Consider the following 16252-nt stretch of genomic DNA (forward strand, 5'->3'; position numbering starts at 1 on the left):
GTTCGCCCCGCCCTCGCCTACTTCGCTTCCATCCAGTTCGGACCCCAGCCGGTGTCCACCACCAGGGGCACGCTCAGTTGAATCGCCTGCTCCATGGTGGCCTTCACGGTGGCGACCACCTGCTCGCGTGCGTCAGGGGCCGCTTCGAGCACCAGTTCGTCATGCACCTGCAACAGCAGCCGGGCCGGCAGGGCCTGCTGCTCCAAGGTGCGCTGCAGCGTCACCATCGCCAGCTTGATGATGTCGGCGCTGGAGCCCTGGATCGGCGCATTGGCCGCGGCTCGCAACTGCTGGGCCTCCATGCCGCCCCGCCGCGCCACCTCCAGATCGATCTCGAAGGGATCCTTGCCCAGCAAGCGGCCCAGCCCATTGCGATCGAACGGGAAGGGCCGCCGCCGTCCCAGGATCGTTTCCACGTATCCCTGGCTGAGGGCGAGCCGCTCCTGAAGCTCCAGGAAAGCGAACACCTTCGGATAGCGCTGCTTGTACTTGCCGAGAAACTCCTTGGCCTGGCTGGGGCTGAGCTCGGTCTCCCGGGCCAGCCGCTGGGAACCCATGCCGTAGATCACGCCGAAGTTGATCGTTTTGCCCAGTCGCCGCTCTGCGGCACTCACCTCGGTGGTGTCCAGCAACAGGCGGGCGGTGAGGGCATGCACGTCATCGCCGTTGCGGAAGGCCTCCACCAGCACCTCCTCACCGGAGAGGTGGGTGAGGATGCGCAGCTCGATCTGGGAGTAATCGGCGCTGATCAAGTGCCAGCCCTCCTGGGGCAGGAAGGCCTTGCGGATCCGTCGGCTGTACTCGGTGCGGATCGGGATGTTCTGCAGGTTGGGGTTGCTGCTCGACAGGCGGCCGGTGGCGGTTACCGCCTGGTTGAAATCGGTGTGCACACGGCCCGTTTCCGCCTCCACCAACAGGGGCAGGGCATCCACGTAGGTGCTCTTGAGCTTGCTGAGGGTGCGGTGCTCCAGCACCAGCGGCACCACCGCATGGTCGTCTTCGAGCTTCTCGAGCACGGCGGCATCGGTGCTCCAGCCGGTCTTGGTCTTTCGGGACTTTTTCCGGTCGAGCCCGAGCGTGTCGAACAGCAGTTCCCCCAGTTGCTTGGGGGAGGCCAGGTTGAAATCAACGCCGGCCGCCGCCTTGGCCTCACCATCGAGGCGGTGCAACTGCTCGCCCAGCTCCGCGCTGAGTTCGGCCAGGTAGGCGGTGTCGATGCGGATGCCGGTGGCCTCCATCTGGGCCAGCACAGGTTCCAGGGGCAGCTCCACCTGGGCGAGCAGGGGCAGGAGCCGGGGGCCCATGGCCTCCAGCTGCTCGTGCAGCAGCCGGCCCAGGCGCCAGGTGAGGTGCACGTCCATGCCGCAATAGAGCGCGGCTGCGGCGATCGGCACCGAGGCGAAGGTCTGCCCCTTCGCCACCAGGTCGGTGTAGCCGGTGGGGCTGAAGCCGAACTCCCGCAGGGCCATGGCCTCCAGGCCATGTTTGGCGTTGGCGTCGCGCAGGTAATCGGCCAGCAGGGTGTCCATCACCACGCCGCCCAGCTCCAGCCCGTGGCGCATCAGCACCAGCCGGTCGTACTTGGCGTTCTGCAGGGCCTTGGGATGGGCCGTGCTGGCCAGCCAGGGAGCCAGCGCGGTGAGCACCGCCGCCAGCGGCAGCTGGGCAGGGGCGTCGGTCGCTGGTTCCGCTGCCGTGAGCAGATCGGCGGCGGGTTCGGCCACTGCGGGTTGGTGTCCGATCGGGATGTAGGCCAGATCGGCAGGCCCGTCTCCCCAGCACAGCCCCACCCCAACGAGCTCCGCCTGAAAGGGGTTGAGTGCGGTGGTTTCGGTGTCGAGCGCGATCGGTGCCGTTGGATCTGTGGCTGCCAGAAGCCGCTCCACCAGGGCCGCCAGCGCGCTGGTGGTGGCGATCAGCTGGGGCTCCAGCACCGGCAAGAGGGAGCCAGCGAGAGATTCAGGCCCCCCGGCGCCGGCAGGCGGGTGGTCGCCTGAAGCCGAGCTGCTGCTCCGTGGCTCCTGGCCGTGGCCGCCTCTTTCCGCTGGTTCACCGGCGAATGCTGAGGGGGTGGCCGCGGCGGGTTCTGCGCTGGCCGTTCCGCTGGCTTTGCTGCTGGGTGTTGTGGTCTGAGCCTTCGCGCGGCCGCTGGCTGCAGCTCCGGAGAACACCCGTTCGAAGGCCTCCAGCTGGCGGGCCAGGCTGTGCAGCTCCAGCTCTTCGAGCCGCTGGGCCAGGGCGTCCCGGTCGAGGGACCCGAGGGCCAGGCGTGGTTCGCTCGGCAGCGGGATGTCCACGAGGATCTCGGCCAGCATGCGCGAGCGGAAAGCGTTGTCCCGGTCGGCCTCCAGCTTGGCTCTGAGCGCTCCCTTCTGCTGGTCGAGGGCGGCATAGATGCCATCGAGGGTGTTATGGGCCTGCAGCAACACGATGGCTGTCTTGGGGCCCACACCCTTGACGCCGGGGATGTTGTCGCTGGCGTCGCCGGTGAGCGCTTTGAGATCCACCACCTCCTCCGGCGTCACCCCGAGCTTGCTGATCACCCCCTCCCGGCGGATCACCTGCGGGCCGGCGTTGCGGGCGTAAGGTCCTCCCCCCATGTAAAGGATGGCGATGTCCCGCTCGTCATCCACCAGCTGAAACAGATCGCGATCGCCACTCAGGATCCTCACCCGCCAGCCGTCGTTTGCGGCCCGGTTGGCGAGGGTGCCGAGGACATCATCGGCTTCGTAGCCGGGCGCCATACACAGCGGCAGATCCATGGCGCCGGCAAGGATCTCCTGCAGGTTGGCCAGGTCGGTGAAGAAGTGCTCGGGCGCTTCGTCGCGGTGTGCCTTGTAGGCGGCGTCTGCGTTGTGGCGGAAGGTGGGCTCAGCGGTGTCGAAGGCGATCACAACGCCCTGGGGGGTGAGGCCCTTCACGTTGTCGAGCAGAGCCTTGAGAAAGCCATAGGTGACGCTGGTGGGCACACCATCGCGGGTGGCCAGGCCCCCTTCACCGCCTTTGGCGAAGGCATAGAAGCTGCGGAAGGCCAGCGAGTGGCCGTCCACGAGCAGCAGCAGGGGCCGCTGCTCCCCCACCGACCGGTGATCGGCCGGAGCGTTCGGGGCTGGGCCGGCCCCAGGCAAACCATTCTCTGGTGAACCACTCCCAGGCAAACCTGCTTCAGCCGGACCACTCTCAGCCGAATTCTTCGTTGCCTTGGCCACGTCCTGCCCCACCCTCAGCTGCGCCTCAGCCTGCCATCTGGAACCACCACAGGGCGGCCTGCCGGACCCGATCCTCCCAATCGCCCACCGCTTGCGGTGACCCGTCGTCTGCACGTGCGATGCATCCAGGAGTGATGCTTCGTCGGGCGCTTTAGATTTCCGCCAGCCCCCGGGGCTGTGGCCCACGGCCGTCTCCTGCGGAGCCACCGGTCGCTTCCCGCACGCGCACGCCATGGACTCCCAATCCCAACGCCAACCCCGCCGCTACACCATTCATCTGCTGCTGCTCGGCGGTCACCAGCAGATCATCCATTTCGCCACGCTCGACGCGTTCCAGCAGTGGTACGGCGGCGTGCTCAACGGCAGCAACGGCGATGCCTTCGTGAATGTGCCGATCAACGACCTTGAAGGGGAATACCTGGTGCTGCGTCCCAGCTCTGTGGTGGGGATCCGCATCGTGCCGGAATTCGCTTCCCGATGATCCCCATGGTTGCAGCGCGTCCCAGCCCGCCTGAACAGGCCCGGGGCCTCCCGCACCGGAGGTCTGCAGTCGCCACCGCGCTCACGCCGCGCAGAGCCACTGTGATCACGCCGCCCAAGGCCATCGCTCTCCTTCTGTCCGGGGCCGCTTGAGCAGGCTGGAGCTGATCTGGGGTGAGGCCTTCTTCGCCGGGGCGATGGCCCAGTTGCTGGCCCAGCTCAGCCGTTTGCCGGCGGTGGTGCTGCTCCTGGCGGTGGGCCTGATGATCGGCAGGGCCGGCTTCGACCTGGTCGACACCGAGGCGCTGGGGCCGGTGCTGGAGCCACTGGTCAGCCTGTTGGTGGGTCTGATCCTGTTCGATGGCGGCCTCAATCTGAGGCTGGCGGGCCGCGACCTGCAGCGCACCGTTGTGCAGGTGGTGCTGGTGCGGGCCGTGCTGGGCTTCCTGGCGGCGGTGCTGCTGGCCCACCTGCTGGCCGGTCTGTCCTGGCCGCTGGCTCTGGTGTTCGGGGCGATCGCGCTCGCCACCGGCCCCACCGTGGTCACACCGATGGTGCAGCAGATGCGCCTGTTGCCCTCGCTCGCCAATGTGCTCGAAGCCGAAGGGCTCGCGCTCGAACCGCTGGGCGCCGTGCTGGCGCTGCTGCTGCTGCAGCTCGCCATCGGTGATCTCGGCAGCTGGCAGGAGGTGGCCAGTCGGCTGGTGCTGCGGCTGGGTGGCGGTGTGCTGATCGGCAGCCTGGCGGGGTGGCTGCTCTCTGAGCTGCTGCGCCGTCTGCTGCAAGGCTCCGAGGTGCTCGATGCCCTGGCGCTGCAGCTCAGCCTCGGCGTGCTGTTCCTGCTGGTGGGAGGCTGCGAAACCCTGTTGCCCGAATCCGGATTACCGGCTGCCGTGAGTGCCGGGGTGGTGGTGGGGCTGAGGCTCGAGGGTGGGGCCAGTCAGCTCGATGAGCTGATCCGGCAACTCGCCTTGCTGGCCATCACCGTGCTGTTCCCGCTGCTGGCCGCCGATCTGTCCTGGTCGGAGTTGAGCCCGCTGGGGCTGGGTGGCGTGGCCTGCGTGCTGGTGCTGATGCTCTGCCGCTGGCCGGTGATCCAGGTGGCGGGCCTGGGGTTGCCCGGGCTCGGCTGGCGCGAAAAGCTCATGCTCAGCTGGATCGCCCCGCGCGGCATCGTCACCGCCGCCGTGGCCAGCCTGTTCGCCCTCCGGCTCGACGAAGCCGGAGTTCCGGGCGGCGGCGCTCTCAAGGGCCTCGTGTTCCTCACGATCCTCCTCACGGTGGGGATTCAGGGGTTCACCGCCGCAGCCCTGGCCCGGCGGCTTGGCCTGGTGGAGCCGGCAGGTGATCGGGTGGCTGATTCTGATGAAGCGTTGGCTGAGTAGCAGCTGAGCCGGGTGGAGCCGGAGGCTGAGGGCGCTGGCTGGCCCCTCGGTCTGAGCGGGCCTGGTCGTGAGAGCCGCTGCTGGCCAATTTCAGAGGCTGCGCTGCAGTCGAGCGACGGCCTCGCCGCCGGGCTGGAGCAGCAGCAGGGTGGCCACGAGATCGGGGCCCTGAAGGCTGCCGAGCAGGGCTGCCCGCAGGCTCTTCATCACCACGCCCTTCTTCACGCTGGCTGTCTTGGCGGCCTCCCCCAGCAGGGTCTTGGCCTGATCGGCATCAAGTGCTTGGTGGGCCAGCTGGGCGAGATCCGCAGGTTCCAGTGCCTGCAGCACTGCCGCCAGGGCCGCCCTGGCCCCTTCGCTCTCGATCTGCTGGCGGGCTTCGTCGTTGAGGCTGGGACGCTCGAAGAAGGGCCGGGCCTGCTCGACGCCGTCCTGCAGCGTGACCAGGGAGGGGCCCAGCAAGGCGGCTAGCTCCAGCTCCCAGCCGGCCTCCCCTGAGGGGGCGCTCCACCCCTGGGCCCGCCAGCGCGGCGCCAGCAGAGCCAGCAGCTGCTCGGCCGGCAAGCCATGCAGCACCTGGGCGTTCAGCCAGTTGAGCTTGTCCCAGTCGAAGCGGGCGCCGGCGCGATTGACCCGCTCGAAGCCGAAGACCGGTGCCGCCTCGGCCAGGCTGAAGCGCTCCCCCATGACCTCCGGCGGCGACCAGCCGAGCAGGGTCATGTAGTTGGCCAGCGCATCGGCGGTGTAGCCCAGCTCTCGGAACTCGCTCAGCGACGTGACCCCATCGCGCTTCGAGAGCTTGCGGCCTTCGCCGTTGAGGATCAGGGGCGTGTGGGCAAACTCCGGTGCGGCCAGGCCCAGCGCGTCGTAGAGCAGCAACTGCTTGGCGGTGTTGGCGATGTGGTCTTCGCCGCGGATCACGTGGCTGATCGCCATGGCGGCGTCGTCGACGACCACCACCAGGTTGTAGAGGGGGTCGCCGATGGCATCAGCCGGGGCGCGCCGGGCGATCACCATGTCGCCGCCCAGGTCGCTGCCGCTCCAGCGCATCTCGCCGCGCACCAGATCGTTCCAGACGATCGTGGCGCCGTCATCGATGCGGAAACGGACCACCGCTTCACGCCCTTCGGCGATGAAGGCCTGCTCCTGCTCCGGGCTGAGGTTGCGGTGGCGGTTGTCGTAGCGGGGGGCCTCCTTGGCGGCGGCCTGAGCCTCCCGCATCTCCGCCAGCTCCGCTTCGCTGGCGTAGCAGCGGTAGGCGTGCCCACTGGCGAGTAGCTGCTGGATCGCGGCGCGATGCGCCTCGATGCGCTCGCTCTGGATCACCGGCTCCTCGTCCCAGTCCAGGCCCAGCCAGCGCAGGCCGTCGAGGATGTTGGCGGTGTATTCGGGCCTGGAGCGCTCGCGATCGGTGTCCTCGATGCGGAGCAGGAAGGCACCGCCGAGGTGGCGCGCGAAGAGCCAGTTGAACACCGCCGTGCGGGCTGTGCCGATGTGAAGCGTGCCGGTAGGGCTGGGAGCGAGACGAACCCTCACCGTCAATGCGTTCACTCCTGGTGGATGAGATGAATTGAAAACGGGACTGACGGGGCTCGAACCCGCAACTTCCGCCGTGACAGGGCGGTGCTCTAACCGATTGAACTACAGTCCCAGTTCATCCGTACTGGTGGCTCGGCTGGGCCGGGCTCCCGTGCGGGGTGCGCTGTCGCGTCGGCGACCTCGGCAGTATCAGTTGCCGCCGGTCCCGTCGTCAACCAGCCGATGCGATGGCAGGCGCCAGACGGTGCAACTCTGCAACCATCGCGCTGATGGAGGCAGGGTTGGCGGGCTTCTGGCCGGTGCTCAGCAGCTCCCGCCCCAGCACTGAGCAGCCGAGATGGGCGAACTGCAGGCGCATGGCGCTCAGCACCTTCTGACCGCCACCGCCGCTGTGGGTGGCCAGAGCCACAGGAAGGCCGTTGAACAGCTCGCGAAAATCATCGCTGCTTCGTGACAGCCAGGCGAGGGCGTTGTTGAGCGTGGGCGGCAGGGAGCCGTTGTATTCGGGCGCGCACACCCACAGCCGCCCCAGGGAGCGCAGCTGGTGGGCCAGCGCATCTACCCCAGGGTGGGCGCCGCTGCCGGCCACCTCGGCCGCTGGGCTGTAGAGCGGCAGGCCGAGATCGACCAGATCCATCACATGAAAAGCGTGGCCCTGAAGCTCTGCTTCCTGGGCCACACGTGTAGCGAGAGTGAGATTGTGGCCATTGCTGGCCGCAAGAATCAGCATGGCCGGCGGCTTGAAGCAATCAGCGGCGCACGAAAAAGATCCGCGCGCTCAGGGGCGAAAGCCAGCAGGTTCAATGAGACGGACCTGGTTGCCACGGGCGGTGAATTCCCGACCTTGGTCGCTCTGAACCACCACACGGCCTCCGGATTTGACCCGGATCACCCGAGCTCGTACCCAGCCCAGTGCGGCCGACTCAAGAACCTTGACCACATCACCGGGTTGTAGATCCAACTCCATGTCCGGAACCAGAAAAGTGCAGGAAGGGTCATCGAGCGCGCCGTGGAGGACTTGAACCCCCGACATCAGGTTTTGGAGACCTGCGTTCTACCAACTGAACTAACGGCGCAAGGCGATGACCCTCAGAAGGTGCCGCAGGGCGACACCTGGATAGACGATGGGAATCGCGGGATCAGCGGTCGAAGCGTTGCTTGACCCTGGTGGCCTTGCCCACCCGATCGCGCAGGTAAAAGAGCTTGGCACGACGCACCTTACCCCGGCGTTCCACCTTGATCGTGGCCACCTGAGGGCTGTGCAGCATGAACACACGCTCCACGCCGATGCCCTGGAAGATCCGGCGCACGGTGATGGTTTCGTTGAGGCCGCCGTGGCGCTTGGCGATCACCACACCCTCGTAGGGCTGGATGCGCTCCTTGTTGCCCTCGCTGATGCGCACGCCCACACGGACGGTGTCGCCCACGTAGATCTCGGGAAGGTCGCTCTTGAGCTGCTCCGCCTCGAATGTGCGCATCAGCTCGTAGGCGCTGAGCTTGCCGGTGCGGACCGCAGGCGCTGCCGCAGCGGTGCCCGCTTCGGGAGTGCTCGTCTCGCTGGTGCTGTCTTCGATGAGTTCCGCTGCCATCCCGGCTTCCTTCACGCCTGAGCAAACAGCGACTTTACCGGGTCATCCGCCCCCCTCGGAAGCGTCGCCGCCGGTGCGGTTGGTGGCAGCGGGCCCGGCGGGGCGCCGGGCGGCAGTGGCGCGCTGCCATTTGCCGGCCACCATGGCGCCTCCGCTGACCAGCATCCACAGCAATCCCAGGCCGTTGAGGGCCACATAAAAGGTCTTGCCGGTGCTGCCCAACCATTCGCCTTCATGCAGCACCATCAAGAGGTGGGCCTGATCGCGGCTCAGGCCGCCCCAGTCACGCAGCAGCCGGTACCCCATGCCGGTGGTCGCTGTGAGAAGCATGGGGGCGAGCACGAACGGGGCTGCCTGCGCATGCCAGCGCCGCAACGCCGCCAGGGTCTGCATAGGTGCCGGGTTGAAATTGGTAGCTTGGAGTCTGAGATGTCAAGGATCCGTCGATGAATCTGTTCGCCGATCTGCTGGCCGCCACCCAAGGATCGAGCGCACAGGGCGGCGGAGGGGCGGCCGTGGGAATGGCGGCGGCGTCGCCCGCTTCTGTGGTCACCCAGGCCGGTCCCCGCATTCAGAAAAGCCGTCGCGGCGTGGAGATCAAGTCGGCGCGCGAGATCGGCATCATGCGGCGCTCCAGCCGGATCGTGGCCACCGTGCTGCGCGAACTGCTGGAACTGGCCGCCCCCGGCATGACCACCGCCGACCTCGATCGCCACGCCGAACGGCGCATCCGTGAACTGGGCGCCACCCCCAGCTTCAAGGGCTACCACGGCTTCCCCGCCAGCATCTGCGCGAGCATCAACAACGAAGTGGTGCACGGCATCCCCAGCAGCAAGCGTGTGATCCGCGAGGGCGATTTGCTCAAGATCGACACCGGCGCCTACTTCGAGGGCTACCACGGCGACAGCTGCGTGTCCCTTTGCGTGGGTGCCAGCAGCGACGACGCCTGCCGACTCAGCCGCGTGGCCCAGGAGTCGCTGATGCAGGGCCTGGCCAAGGTGAAGGCAGGCAACACCCTGCTCGACATCGCCGGCGCCGTCCAGGACCACGTCGAAGCCCATGGCTACAGCGTGGTGGAGGACTACACGGGCCACGGCGTGGGCCGCAACCTGCACGAAGAGCCCTCGGTGTTCAACTTCCGCACCAAGGATCTGCCCAACGTGAAGCTCCGCCCCGGCATGACCCTCGCCGTGGAGCCGATCCTCAACGGCGGCAGCAAGCACTGCCGCACCCTGCGCGACCGCTGGACGGTCGTGACGGTGGACGGAAGCCTTTCGGCCCAGTGGGAGCACACGATCGCCGTCACCTCCGACGGTTGCGAGATCCTCACCGACCGCGACTTCTGAGCGGCCTCGCCGTGCGCCAGGCCACGCAGCCGCGGTGCGCTCCGGCCACTCAGATGCTGCGGCTTGTGAGCCCGAAGTAGAGCCTTCGCATCAGCACCGCCAACGGGAACAGCAGATAGGTGAGTGGGTTGGGGGTCACGATCACCAGCCCCATGCCTCTGCGTACCTGGGCGATCACCTGACCGGCCACGAAGTCGGCACTCATCACACCGATCGGATTGAGGGCGGAGCGGAAGGGGCCGAGCACCAGGCGCCGGATCCGGCAGGCCCGGGGCCCCTGCTGATCGAGGCTGCGCAGGCTGAGCAGCTGACCCAGCAGGCGCTTGCTGAGCTCATAGAGCGGGCTCACCGCCGGCATCAGTTCGGCTTCCGACGTGTTCACCCACAGCTCGCGGCGGGGGCGATCAGCCGCTGGCTCGGGCAGAGACAGAAACAGCTCCACCAGACGCCAGCTGCTCAGCGCGTTCACCTCGAGGCTGCGCTCCACGGCGGCAGGACTGCGATCCCCATGCACGTTCACGCCATGGTTGATCACCAGGATGTCCACATCCAGCAGCTGATCACGCAGCGCCGCCTCTCCGCCGCAGCCCCAGCAGAGACTGGACAACGGAATCGGTTGCCCGCTGGCATCGCTGAGTTCTACGGCGGTGGGCCGGGAGGTGAGCGCCAGCAGCCTGGCCCCCTGGCCATGGAGGCGGCGGAGCAGGGCGCTGCCGAAAGCGCCACCGGCGCCGGTGACCGCCACATGCCGGCCCTGCAGTGGCAGCAAGGCGGACCTCATGGCATTCATCGCTGCGCGGTGGTGGGCGAACCACTGTTACAGCCGGTACGATCAGGTGAGGACATTCTTTTTGTTCTAAGGACAGGCAACATCCAACGTGTTTAGTGAGGGCCCAGCACAAGGATCATCCACCCTGTCCCAGGAAGCTGCACAGGTGGCCTTGTTCGCCCCCTATTGCGGTGGACTGAGCCGTGAAGGCTGGTTGCAACGCGGTCTCGATCAGCTCGCCCTCCGGCGGGTGAGTGGGCTGCGCCCGCTGCATCCGAACGGGGCCCATCGCTTCGAGCTCAGCTGGACCTCCGGTGTAGCCCCGCAACAGCCGAGCCAGTGTGAGCTCGCCTTCCCTGACCAACCGGACATCCGCTACAGCTTCACTGTGCCCACCCACCACCTGGTGGGCTGGTTGATGGATCTGCTGGAAGACCGCGCCGTGAGCGGTGGTGGCGACCTTCCCGAATCGTTCTGGCGCTGGCTGATCCTCGGCGAGGCCCCGCCACCGGTCTCCTCGTAGGCTGCTGCCTGACCCTGGCCCCGGCGAACCCATCCCCATGAGCAGCACTCTGCTGATCGGTTCGTGCCACCCCTTCAGCGGAAAATCAGCGCTGGTGCTCGGCCTGGCAAGGCAGGCCGCCCGCATGGGTGTGCCGGTGCGTTTCGGCAAACCCCTGGCCACCAGTCTGCGGCTGGATCGCAGGCCCTTACCCGGTGGCGATGGTCCATCGGCCCCCCTGATCGATGACGACGTGCGTTTCGTCGGCGGCATCCTCGGCCTGGCGCCAGACTGCCTGCTGCCTTCGCTGCAGCTGCTGGAGCCGGCCACGGCGCGGCAGCGACTCCTGCAGGGCGAACTGGGCGCCGGTGATGGATTCGGGGCTCTGCGCGACCACCTCAGCGCCCCCAATGATGGGCTCACGCTGCTGGAGGCCTCCGGCAGCCTCAGCGAAGGTCTGCTCTATGGGCTGAGCCTGGTGCAGCTGGCGCACGGGCTGGAAGCCCCGGTGGTCCTGGTGCACCACTGGCTCGACAGCTGCAGCATTGATCCCCTGCTGCAGGCCCGCGACCTGCTCGGCGAGCGCCTGGCCGGCGTGGTGCTGAACGCTGTGGATCCCGATGCCGTCGAGACCCTCCTGCAGGAGGAGGTGCCCGCCATGGAGCGTCTGGGGCTGCAGGTCTTCGGCGTGCTGCCCCGCAGCCCACTGCTGCGCAGCGTCACCGTGGAAGAGCTGGCCGAGCGGCTGGGCGCGAAGGTGCTCTGTTGCCCCGAGCGGCTCGATCTGCTGGTGGAAACACTCTCGATCGGGGCGATGAACGTCAACTCCGCGATGGAATTCTTCCGTCGTCGGCGCAACATGGCCGTGGTCACCGGTGCCGACCGCACTGACATCCAGCTGGCGGCCCTGGAGGCCTCCACCCAGTGCCTGATCCTCACCGGCGCAGGCGATCCGCTCTCCCAGCTCATCAATCGCGCCGAAGAACTCGACGTGCCCCTGCTCAAGGTGGAGCACGACACACTCACCACCGTGGAGGTGATCGAGCGGGCCTTCGGCAACGTGCGTTTGCACGAATCCGTCAAAGCCACCTACGCCATCCGGCTGGTGGAGGAACACTGCCGCTTCGACCGCCTGTTCGATCGCCTGCGGCTGCCGATCAGCGCCTGAAGCTCCTGCAGGGGCGCTGCTAGTTTCGTGCCATCGGCTGCACGTGCTCGGTGACGCGGTCCCTTGATCTGCCCCCTCTGGACCGGATTGACACCCTGGCTCAGGAACTGGCCCTGCTGCAGGACACGGGCAAGCGACGCATCGCCATCCTCGGCAGCCGCCACGTGCCGGTGGTGTCGATCCATCTGGTGGAGCTGGTAGCTCGCTCCCTGGCCCAGGAGGGGCACAGCCTCGTCACCTCCGGCTCCCAGGGGGTCAACGCCGCCGTGATCCGCGGCGTGCTCGGCGTCGACCCCTCGCGCCTCACCGTGCTGCTGCCCCAGAGCCTCGAGCGTCAGCCGCTGGAATCGCGCCAGCAGCTGGAGAAGGTGCTGCACCTGGTGGAGAAGCCCGACCACGACGATCTGACCCTGCCGATGGCCAGCACCCTCTGCAACCAGGAGATCATCGGCCGCTGCGACCAGCTGATCTGCTTCGCCTTCCACGACAGCGAAACCCTGCTGGCCAGCTGCCGCACCGCCGAAGACATGGGCAAGGTGGTCACCCTGCTGTTCTTCGACTGAGCGCTGGGGAGCACCTCTCAGCGCCCATCGGCCAGCACTTCCAGCTTGGTTCCCACGCGGCGCATCACCACCACCGCGGCGCCCGGCAGCAACCGTTCCCCTTCCAGACTTTCTGCGGCCCAGCTCTGCCCCTGCCAGCGCACGCGGCCGCGCCCCTGGGCATCGAAGCCATCGATCACCACGGCCCGGTCGCTCGTTTCGATCCGATCGCGGGCCGGCCGTTGCCGCTTCGACCAGGCCCAGATCGCCGCGCTCCCCGCCACGGTGAGCAGCGCGAACAGCCCCAGCTGCAGCGGCAGGGCCAGCCCCAGCAGCGCCGTGAGCGACGAGACCACCAACGCCGCCATGGCGGCGATCAGAAAGCCGCCGAAGCCCGGCACGCTTACCTCCACCAGGAACAGCACCGCCGCCACCGCCAGCCAGATCAGGGATGCCATGACGGGGAGTCTCGAATCGGCCCCAGTCTGCTGGCTGGGCCCGGGCGGGCTGCGTACTGTGATGGCACCCCGTTCTCTGCCGCCTTCATGGAGGTCCTGTTTTCCTTGCCCGCGCTGGCGCTGCTGGCGGTGCTCGGAGTGAGCAGCGTCAAGATCACCAATGGCGGCCGCTCGATGCTGGTGGAGCGCCTCGGCAAGTACGACCGCCAGCTCACCCCCGGCATGTCGCTGGTGCTGCCGGTGGTGGAGCGCATCGTCAGCAACGAGTCACTGAAGGAGCGGGTGCTGGACATTCCCCCGCAGCAGTGCATCACCCGCGACAACGTTTCGATCGAGGTGGATGCGGTGGTGTACTGGCAACTGCTTGAGCATGCCAAGGCCTACTACGCCCTCGACAACCTCAAGTCGGCGATGGTGAACCTGGTGCTCACCCAGATTCGCTCGGAGATGGGCAAGCTCGACCTCGACCAGACCTTCTCCACCCGCTCCGAGGTGAACGAGGTGCTGCTGCGCGAGCTCGATCAGGCCACCGATCCCTGGGGCGTGAAGGTGACCCGCGTGGAACTGCGTGACATTCAGCCCTCCAAGGGGGTGCAGCAGGCGATGGAGATGCAGATGAGTGCGGAGCGAGAGAAGCGGGCGGCCGTTCTTCGTTCCGAGGGGGAGCGAGAGGCCCAGGTGAATGCCGCCAAGGGGCGGGCCGAAGCACTGGTGCTTGATGCCAAGGCCAAGCAGGAGGCGGTGCTGCTTGATGCCGATGCCCAGGCCAAGCAGCAGTTGCTGCTGGCCAGGGCCAGGGCCGAATCTGCCGCCCAGCTGGCCGCCGTGATCGACTCCCATCCCGCTGCCGCCGAGAGCCTGAGGCTGCTGCTCGCCAAGGACTGGATGGCGATGGGCCAGGCGATGGCAGCGAGCAAGGGGGGATCGGTGCTGATGGTGGATCCCCAGAGCCCCGCCTCCCTGCTGGCCGCGCTCAAGGGGCTGCAGGAGAAGGGCGGCAGCTGAGCGCTGGCCCGGGCTGGCAGCGCGCACTTCAGGCGACCAGCCCGGACGGTACTTCAGGCGAGCATCCCGGACTTCAGGCGTGCAACAGTGCCTTGAGCCCTTCCGTGTAGAGCAGGGCGGTGCAGAGCAGGGCACCGACCCAGCTCAGGCTGCGCAGCAGCGGCTGGTTGGCCAGGTAGGCGCCGATGTAGGCCAGCCGCAGCGCCGGGTGCAGCAGGGCCGCCAGGGCCAGCAGCGGCGACGCTGCCAGCATCGCCGGCCCCGCCAGCAGGCAGAGCAGGCAGGCGGGCGCATGCAGCGTGAAGGCCTCGAAACAGTTCTGGTGGGCCCAGCTGGCCCTTTGCCCCCAGGCCGGCAGCCGCTCGAACATGGCCCGCGGGGCGGCCAGATCGGCGGGGGTGAAATCCGCGCTGGCCCGCCCGGCCCCCAGTGGCACCAGGCTGAGGATCACCACCGCCCCCGACAGCACCAGCGACCAGGCCAGGGGGGCCTTCGGTTCGCCCGTCAGCAGCAACGGCAGGTCCATGAACAGCAGTGGCAGGTCCATGGGAGGGGCGCATGGGGGAGGTTCTGTTCTACCGGGCGGCTCAGCCTGAGAAGAACCCTGCCGCAGCCCGAAAGATGCCCGCGATCGTGTCGATGAAGGTTTGAATGGTGGCCTTGGCGGCCGCAGGATCGGTGTCCTTCCAGTTCTGCTGGAAGGAGAAAGTGATCCAGCGGCCGTTGCACAGCCGCATGCCGCCGGCCAGCGACATCACATAGTCGGGGGCGAAATCCAGGCTTCCGCCCTTGAGGAACAGATGGGCGCGGGGCAGATCCAGCACGGTGATCGCTGGCGGCAACCCCAGGATGCGCCTGAACTCCTTCAGGGAACTGCTGGTGCGGAACAGCTCTCCCTGCAAGGCCCTGGAATAGAAGCGGACGAAATCCGCGGGAGATCCCACCATCGTCTCCTGGTCGTTGATGATCGGCCGCGTCTGCGTTCCGCTGGCCTCCAGTGCTTTGTTGACCCCTTGCCAGCCCAGATCCACGCCGGCGGGGGCTCCCAGCAGGTAGGAGAAGAACTGACGCGTGCTGGTGGGGATCCGGGTATCAGGCAGGCCGAGAGAGGCGATCAAGCCCCGCACGTTGTCCGCGCCGATCCGCTTGAGCACCATGTCGGTGGCGGTGTTGTCGCTGTGCATGATCATGGCTTCCAGGGCCACCGAAGCCGGAATCGTGCCGCTGACGTTCTCCAGCACCAGGCTGCTGAGAAACCGCACCGAATCATTCACCGGTAACTGTTCCTGCAGGCTGACCTTGCCGCTCTCCAGCTGCCGCAGGAATTCAGCCAGCACGTACGCCTTGAAGCTGCTGCCGCAGAACAGGGGCTGGCTTGGATTCAGCCCCTGTTGCCAGGCAGCCGTCGTCTGGGCTCCCGATGCCGAGGCGCTGAATGCCGGCGAACGCATCAGGAACGCCTTCTCTCCTCTCAGGGCGCTGAAGGAGGAACGAATGGTCTGATTCAGAGCGTCAAGGCTGCGCGGTTGGGCAGGGGCCGTTGCAGCCCGGGAGCGTCCGCTCTGGAGGAACAACGACAGGGTGGAGCCCAGGGCCACCCCCCCGATGGAATCCAGCACGCGGCGCCGGGACGTAGACATCACCATCAGCTCAGGGAGTTCGGGGAGGGGCGCAGCCCTCCTCCCCGGTCCATCCTCACCCTGGCCATGGGACGCCCGGAAGCACTTTCCTAAAGTCAGGTCTTCAGCTCCGAGCACCTGCCCATGGCCGACACCTTTTCTTTCGACGTGGTGTCGGATTTCGATCGGCAGGAGCTGGTGAATGCGCTGGACCAGGTGCGCCGTGAGGTGGGTCAGCGCTACGACCTCAAGGACTCCAAGACCGAGATCGATCTGGAGGAGAACAGCCTCACGATCACCACCGCCAGCGACATGACCCTGGAAGCCGTGGCCGATGTGCTGCGCCAGAAGGCCGTCAAGCGTGAGCTCTCGCTCAAGATCTTCGATTTCCAGCCGGCGGAGCCGGTGGGCGGCAACCGCGTGCAACAGGTGGTGAAGCTGCGCAAAGGCCTCAGCCAGGAGCTGGCCAAGCGGCTCAGCAAAACGGTGCGCGATCAGGTCAAGAAGGTCACCGTGGCGATTCAGGGCGAGAGCCTGCGGGTCACGGGCAAGAACAAGGACGATCTGCAGCAGGTGATCCAGCTGCTGCGCGCTGAAGATCTCGAGCTGCCGCTGCAGTTCGAGAATTACCGCTGAGCGGG

18 protein-coding genes and 2 tRNA genes are annotated in these 16252 nt (G+C 67.3%); 8 read left to right on the forward strand and 12 right to left on the reverse strand.

Annotated elements, in window-relative coordinates:
- Positions 1-17 precede the first annotated feature (17 nt).
- On the reverse strand, positions 18-3128 hold the full coding sequence (gene polA / locus CJZ80_RS11000; protein WP_369803042.1) for a DNA polymerase I: 3111 nt from the start codon (positions 3126-3128) through the stop codon (positions 18-20).
- A 313-nt stretch (positions 3129-3441) separates the two neighbouring features.
- Between polA and CJZ80_RS11005 the strand changes: the two genes are divergently transcribed.
- Together CJZ80_RS11005 and CJZ80_RS11010 are read left to right on the forward strand one after the other, a co-directional pair.
- Positions 3442-3690, forward strand: a complete 249-nt coding sequence (locus tag CJZ80_RS11005; protein ID WP_094513077.1) for a hypothetical protein — start codon at positions 3442-3444, stop codon at positions 3688-3690.
- 148 nt (positions 3691-3838) lie between these two features.
- Positions 3839-5074 carry a sodium:proton antiporter gene (locus tag CJZ80_RS11010; RefSeq protein WP_255374157.1) on the forward strand — a complete coding sequence of 412 codons (1236 nt, stop codon included), beginning with the start codon at positions 3839-3841 and terminating at the stop codon, positions 5072-5074.
- 90 nt (positions 5075-5164) lie between these two features.
- On the opposite strand, the gene gltX is transcribed toward CJZ80_RS11010, so the two are convergent.
- The 7 genes from gltX to CJZ80_RS11045 all read right to left on the reverse strand — a co-directional run bounded on the left by gltX (position 5165) and on the right by CJZ80_RS11045 (position 8595).
- Entirely contained in the window at positions 5165-6616 is a 1452-nt protein-coding gene (gltX, locus tag CJZ80_RS11015) for a glutamate--tRNA ligase (RefSeq protein WP_094513078.1), read from the reverse strand.
- Positions 6617-6651: 35 nt separating this feature from the next.
- Positions 6652-6725: transfer RNA gene (locus CJZ80_RS11020), tRNA-Asp, on the reverse strand.
- Between the two features lie 99 nt (positions 6726-6824).
- The gene (locus CJZ80_RS11025; protein WP_094513079.1) at positions 6825-7343 is read right to left on the reverse strand and encodes an NADPH-dependent FMN reductase; all 519 of its coding nucleotides are present in this window, start codon (positions 7341-7343) and stop codon (positions 6825-6827) included.
- A gap of 48 nt (positions 7344-7391) precedes the next feature.
- Positions 7392-7580, reverse strand: a complete 189-nt coding sequence (locus CJZ80_RS11030) for a hyperconserved protein Hcp (RefSeq protein ID WP_006043540.1) — start codon at positions 7578-7580, stop codon at positions 7392-7394.
- 36 nt (positions 7581-7616) lie between these two features.
- Positions 7617-7689: transfer RNA gene (locus CJZ80_RS11035), tRNA-Trp, on the reverse strand.
- A 63-nt stretch (positions 7690-7752) separates the two neighbouring features.
- Entirely contained in the window at positions 7753-8202 is a 450-nt protein-coding gene (gene rplS / locus CJZ80_RS11040; RefSeq protein WP_094513430.1) for a 50S ribosomal protein L19, read from the reverse strand.
- A gap of 42 nt (positions 8203-8244) precedes the next feature.
- Entirely contained in the window at positions 8245-8595 is a 351-nt protein-coding gene (locus CJZ80_RS11045; RefSeq protein ID WP_094513080.1) for a peptidase, read from the reverse strand.
- Between the two features lie 53 nt (positions 8596-8648).
- Between CJZ80_RS11045 and map the strand changes: the two genes are divergently transcribed.
- Positions 8649-9548, forward strand: a complete 900-nt coding sequence (gene map / locus CJZ80_RS11050) for a type I methionyl aminopeptidase (RefSeq protein ID WP_094513081.1) — start codon at positions 8649-8651, stop codon at positions 9546-9548.
- A gap of 49 nt (positions 9549-9597) precedes the next feature.
- On the opposite strand, the gene CJZ80_RS11055 is transcribed toward map, so the two are convergent.
- Positions 9598-10329: an NAD-dependent epimerase/dehydratase family protein gene (locus CJZ80_RS11055; protein ID WP_094513434.1), complete on the reverse strand. Its 732-nt coding sequence runs from the start codon at positions 10327-10329 to the stop codon at positions 9598-9600.
- Between the two features lie 154 nt (positions 10330-10483).
- Here CJZ80_RS11055 and ebsA point away from each other — a divergent pair, with 154 nt between their 5' ends.
- Genes ebsA through CJZ80_RS11070 form a run of 3 tightly spaced genes read left to right on the forward strand, consistent with a single transcriptional unit; the run spans position 10484 to position 12550 of the window.
- The gene (gene ebsA / locus CJZ80_RS11060; RefSeq protein ID WP_233133032.1) at positions 10484-10840 is read left to right on the forward strand and encodes a type IV pilus biogenesis protein EbsA; all 357 of its coding nucleotides are present in this window, start codon (positions 10484-10486) and stop codon (positions 10838-10840) included.
- A gap of 37 nt (positions 10841-10877) precedes the next feature.
- Positions 10878-11987, forward strand: coding sequence for a phosphotransacetylase family protein (locus CJZ80_RS11065; RefSeq protein WP_094513082.1), 1110 nt, complete (start codon positions 10878-10880; stop codon positions 11985-11987).
- Positions 11988-12037: 50 nt separating this feature from the next.
- Positions 12038-12550, forward strand: coding sequence for a DNA recombination-mediator protein A (locus CJZ80_RS11070; protein WP_094513083.1), 513 nt, complete (start codon positions 12038-12040; stop codon positions 12548-12550).
- A gap of 17 nt (positions 12551-12567) precedes the next feature.
- Here the strand turns inward: CJZ80_RS11070 and CJZ80_RS11075 are convergent, their stop codons facing one another.
- The gene (locus CJZ80_RS11075; protein WP_094513084.1) at positions 12568-12987 is read right to left on the reverse strand and encodes an NfeD family protein; all 420 of its coding nucleotides are present in this window, start codon (positions 12985-12987) and stop codon (positions 12568-12570) included.
- 87 nt (positions 12988-13074) lie between these two features.
- On the opposite strand from CJZ80_RS11075, the gene CJZ80_RS11080 reads away from it, so the two are divergent.
- Positions 13075-13992: an SPFH domain-containing protein gene (locus CJZ80_RS11080; protein WP_094513085.1), complete on the forward strand. Its 918-nt coding sequence runs from the start codon at positions 13075-13077 to the stop codon at positions 13990-13992.
- 73 nt (positions 13993-14065) lie between these two features.
- On the opposite strand, the gene CJZ80_RS11085 is transcribed toward CJZ80_RS11080, so the two are convergent.
- Entirely contained in the window at positions 14066-14539 is a 474-nt protein-coding gene (locus CJZ80_RS11085) for an MAPEG family protein (protein WP_369803043.1), read from the reverse strand.
- Between the two features lie 40 nt (positions 14540-14579).
- Entirely contained in the window at positions 14580-15632 is a 1053-nt protein-coding gene (locus CJZ80_RS11090; protein WP_158217475.1) for a serine hydrolase, read from the reverse strand.
- Positions 15633-15755: 123 nt separating this feature from the next.
- On the opposite strand from CJZ80_RS11090, the gene CJZ80_RS11095 reads away from it, so the two are divergent.
- The gene (locus CJZ80_RS11095) at positions 15756-16247 is read left to right on the forward strand and encodes a YajQ family cyclic di-GMP-binding protein (RefSeq protein WP_094513087.1); all 492 of its coding nucleotides are present in this window, start codon (positions 15756-15758) and stop codon (positions 16245-16247) included.
- Positions 16248-16252: the final 5 nt, after the last annotated feature.

It is taken from the genome of Synechococcus sp. MW101C3, from assembly GCF_002252635.1.
Taxonomy (GTDB): domain Bacteria; phylum Cyanobacteriota; class Cyanobacteriia; order PCC-6307; family Cyanobiaceae; genus MW101C3.

Coding starts and splice junctions, on each gene's coding strand:
- CJZ80_RS11080 (WP_094513085.1), top strand. CDS start 13,075: ATGGAGGTCCTGTTTTCCTTGCCCGCGCTGGCGCTGCTGGCGGTGCTC.
- CJZ80_RS11045 (WP_094513080.1), bottom strand. CDS start 8,595: ATGCAGACCCTGGCGGCGTTGCGGCGCTGGCATGCGCAGGCAGCCCCG.
- CJZ80_RS11005 (WP_094513077.1), top strand. CDS start 3,442: ATGGACTCCCAATCCCAACGCCAACCCCGCCGCTACACCATTCATCTG.
- CJZ80_RS11075 (WP_094513084.1), bottom strand. CDS start 12,987: ATGGCATCCCTGATCTGGCTGGCGGTGGCGGCGGTGCTGTTCCTGGTG.
- CJZ80_RS11030 (WP_006043540.1), bottom strand. CDS start 7,580: ATGGAGTTGGATCTACAACCCGGTGATGTGGTCAAGGTTCTTGAGTCG.
- map (WP_094513081.1), top strand. CDS start 8,649: ATGAATCTGTTCGCCGATCTGCTGGCCGCCACCCAAGGATCGAGCGCA.
- CJZ80_RS11085 (WP_369803043.1), bottom strand. CDS start 14,539: ATGGACCTGCCACTGCTGTTCATGGACCTGCCGTTGCTGCTGACGGGC.
- CJZ80_RS11025 (WP_094513079.1), bottom strand. CDS start 7,343: ATGCTGATTCTTGCGGCCAGCAATGGCCACAATCTCACTCTCGCTACA.
- CJZ80_RS11090 (WP_158217475.1), bottom strand. CDS start 15,632: ATGTCTACGTCCCGGCGCCGCGTGCTGGATTCCATCGGGGGGGTGGCC.
- CJZ80_RS11065 (WP_094513082.1), top strand. CDS start 10,878: ATGAGCAGCACTCTGCTGATCGGTTCGTGCCACCCCTTCAGCGGAAAA.
- rplS (WP_094513430.1), bottom strand. CDS start 8,202: ATGGCAGCGGAACTCATCGAAGACAGCACCAGCGAGACGAGCACTCCC.
- CJZ80_RS11055 (WP_094513434.1), bottom strand. CDS start 10,329: ATGAGGTCCGCCTTGCTGCCACTGCAGGGCCGGCATGTGGCGGTCACC.
- CJZ80_RS11095 (WP_094513087.1), top strand. CDS start 15,756: ATGGCCGACACCTTTTCTTTCGACGTGGTGTCGGATTTCGATCGGCAG.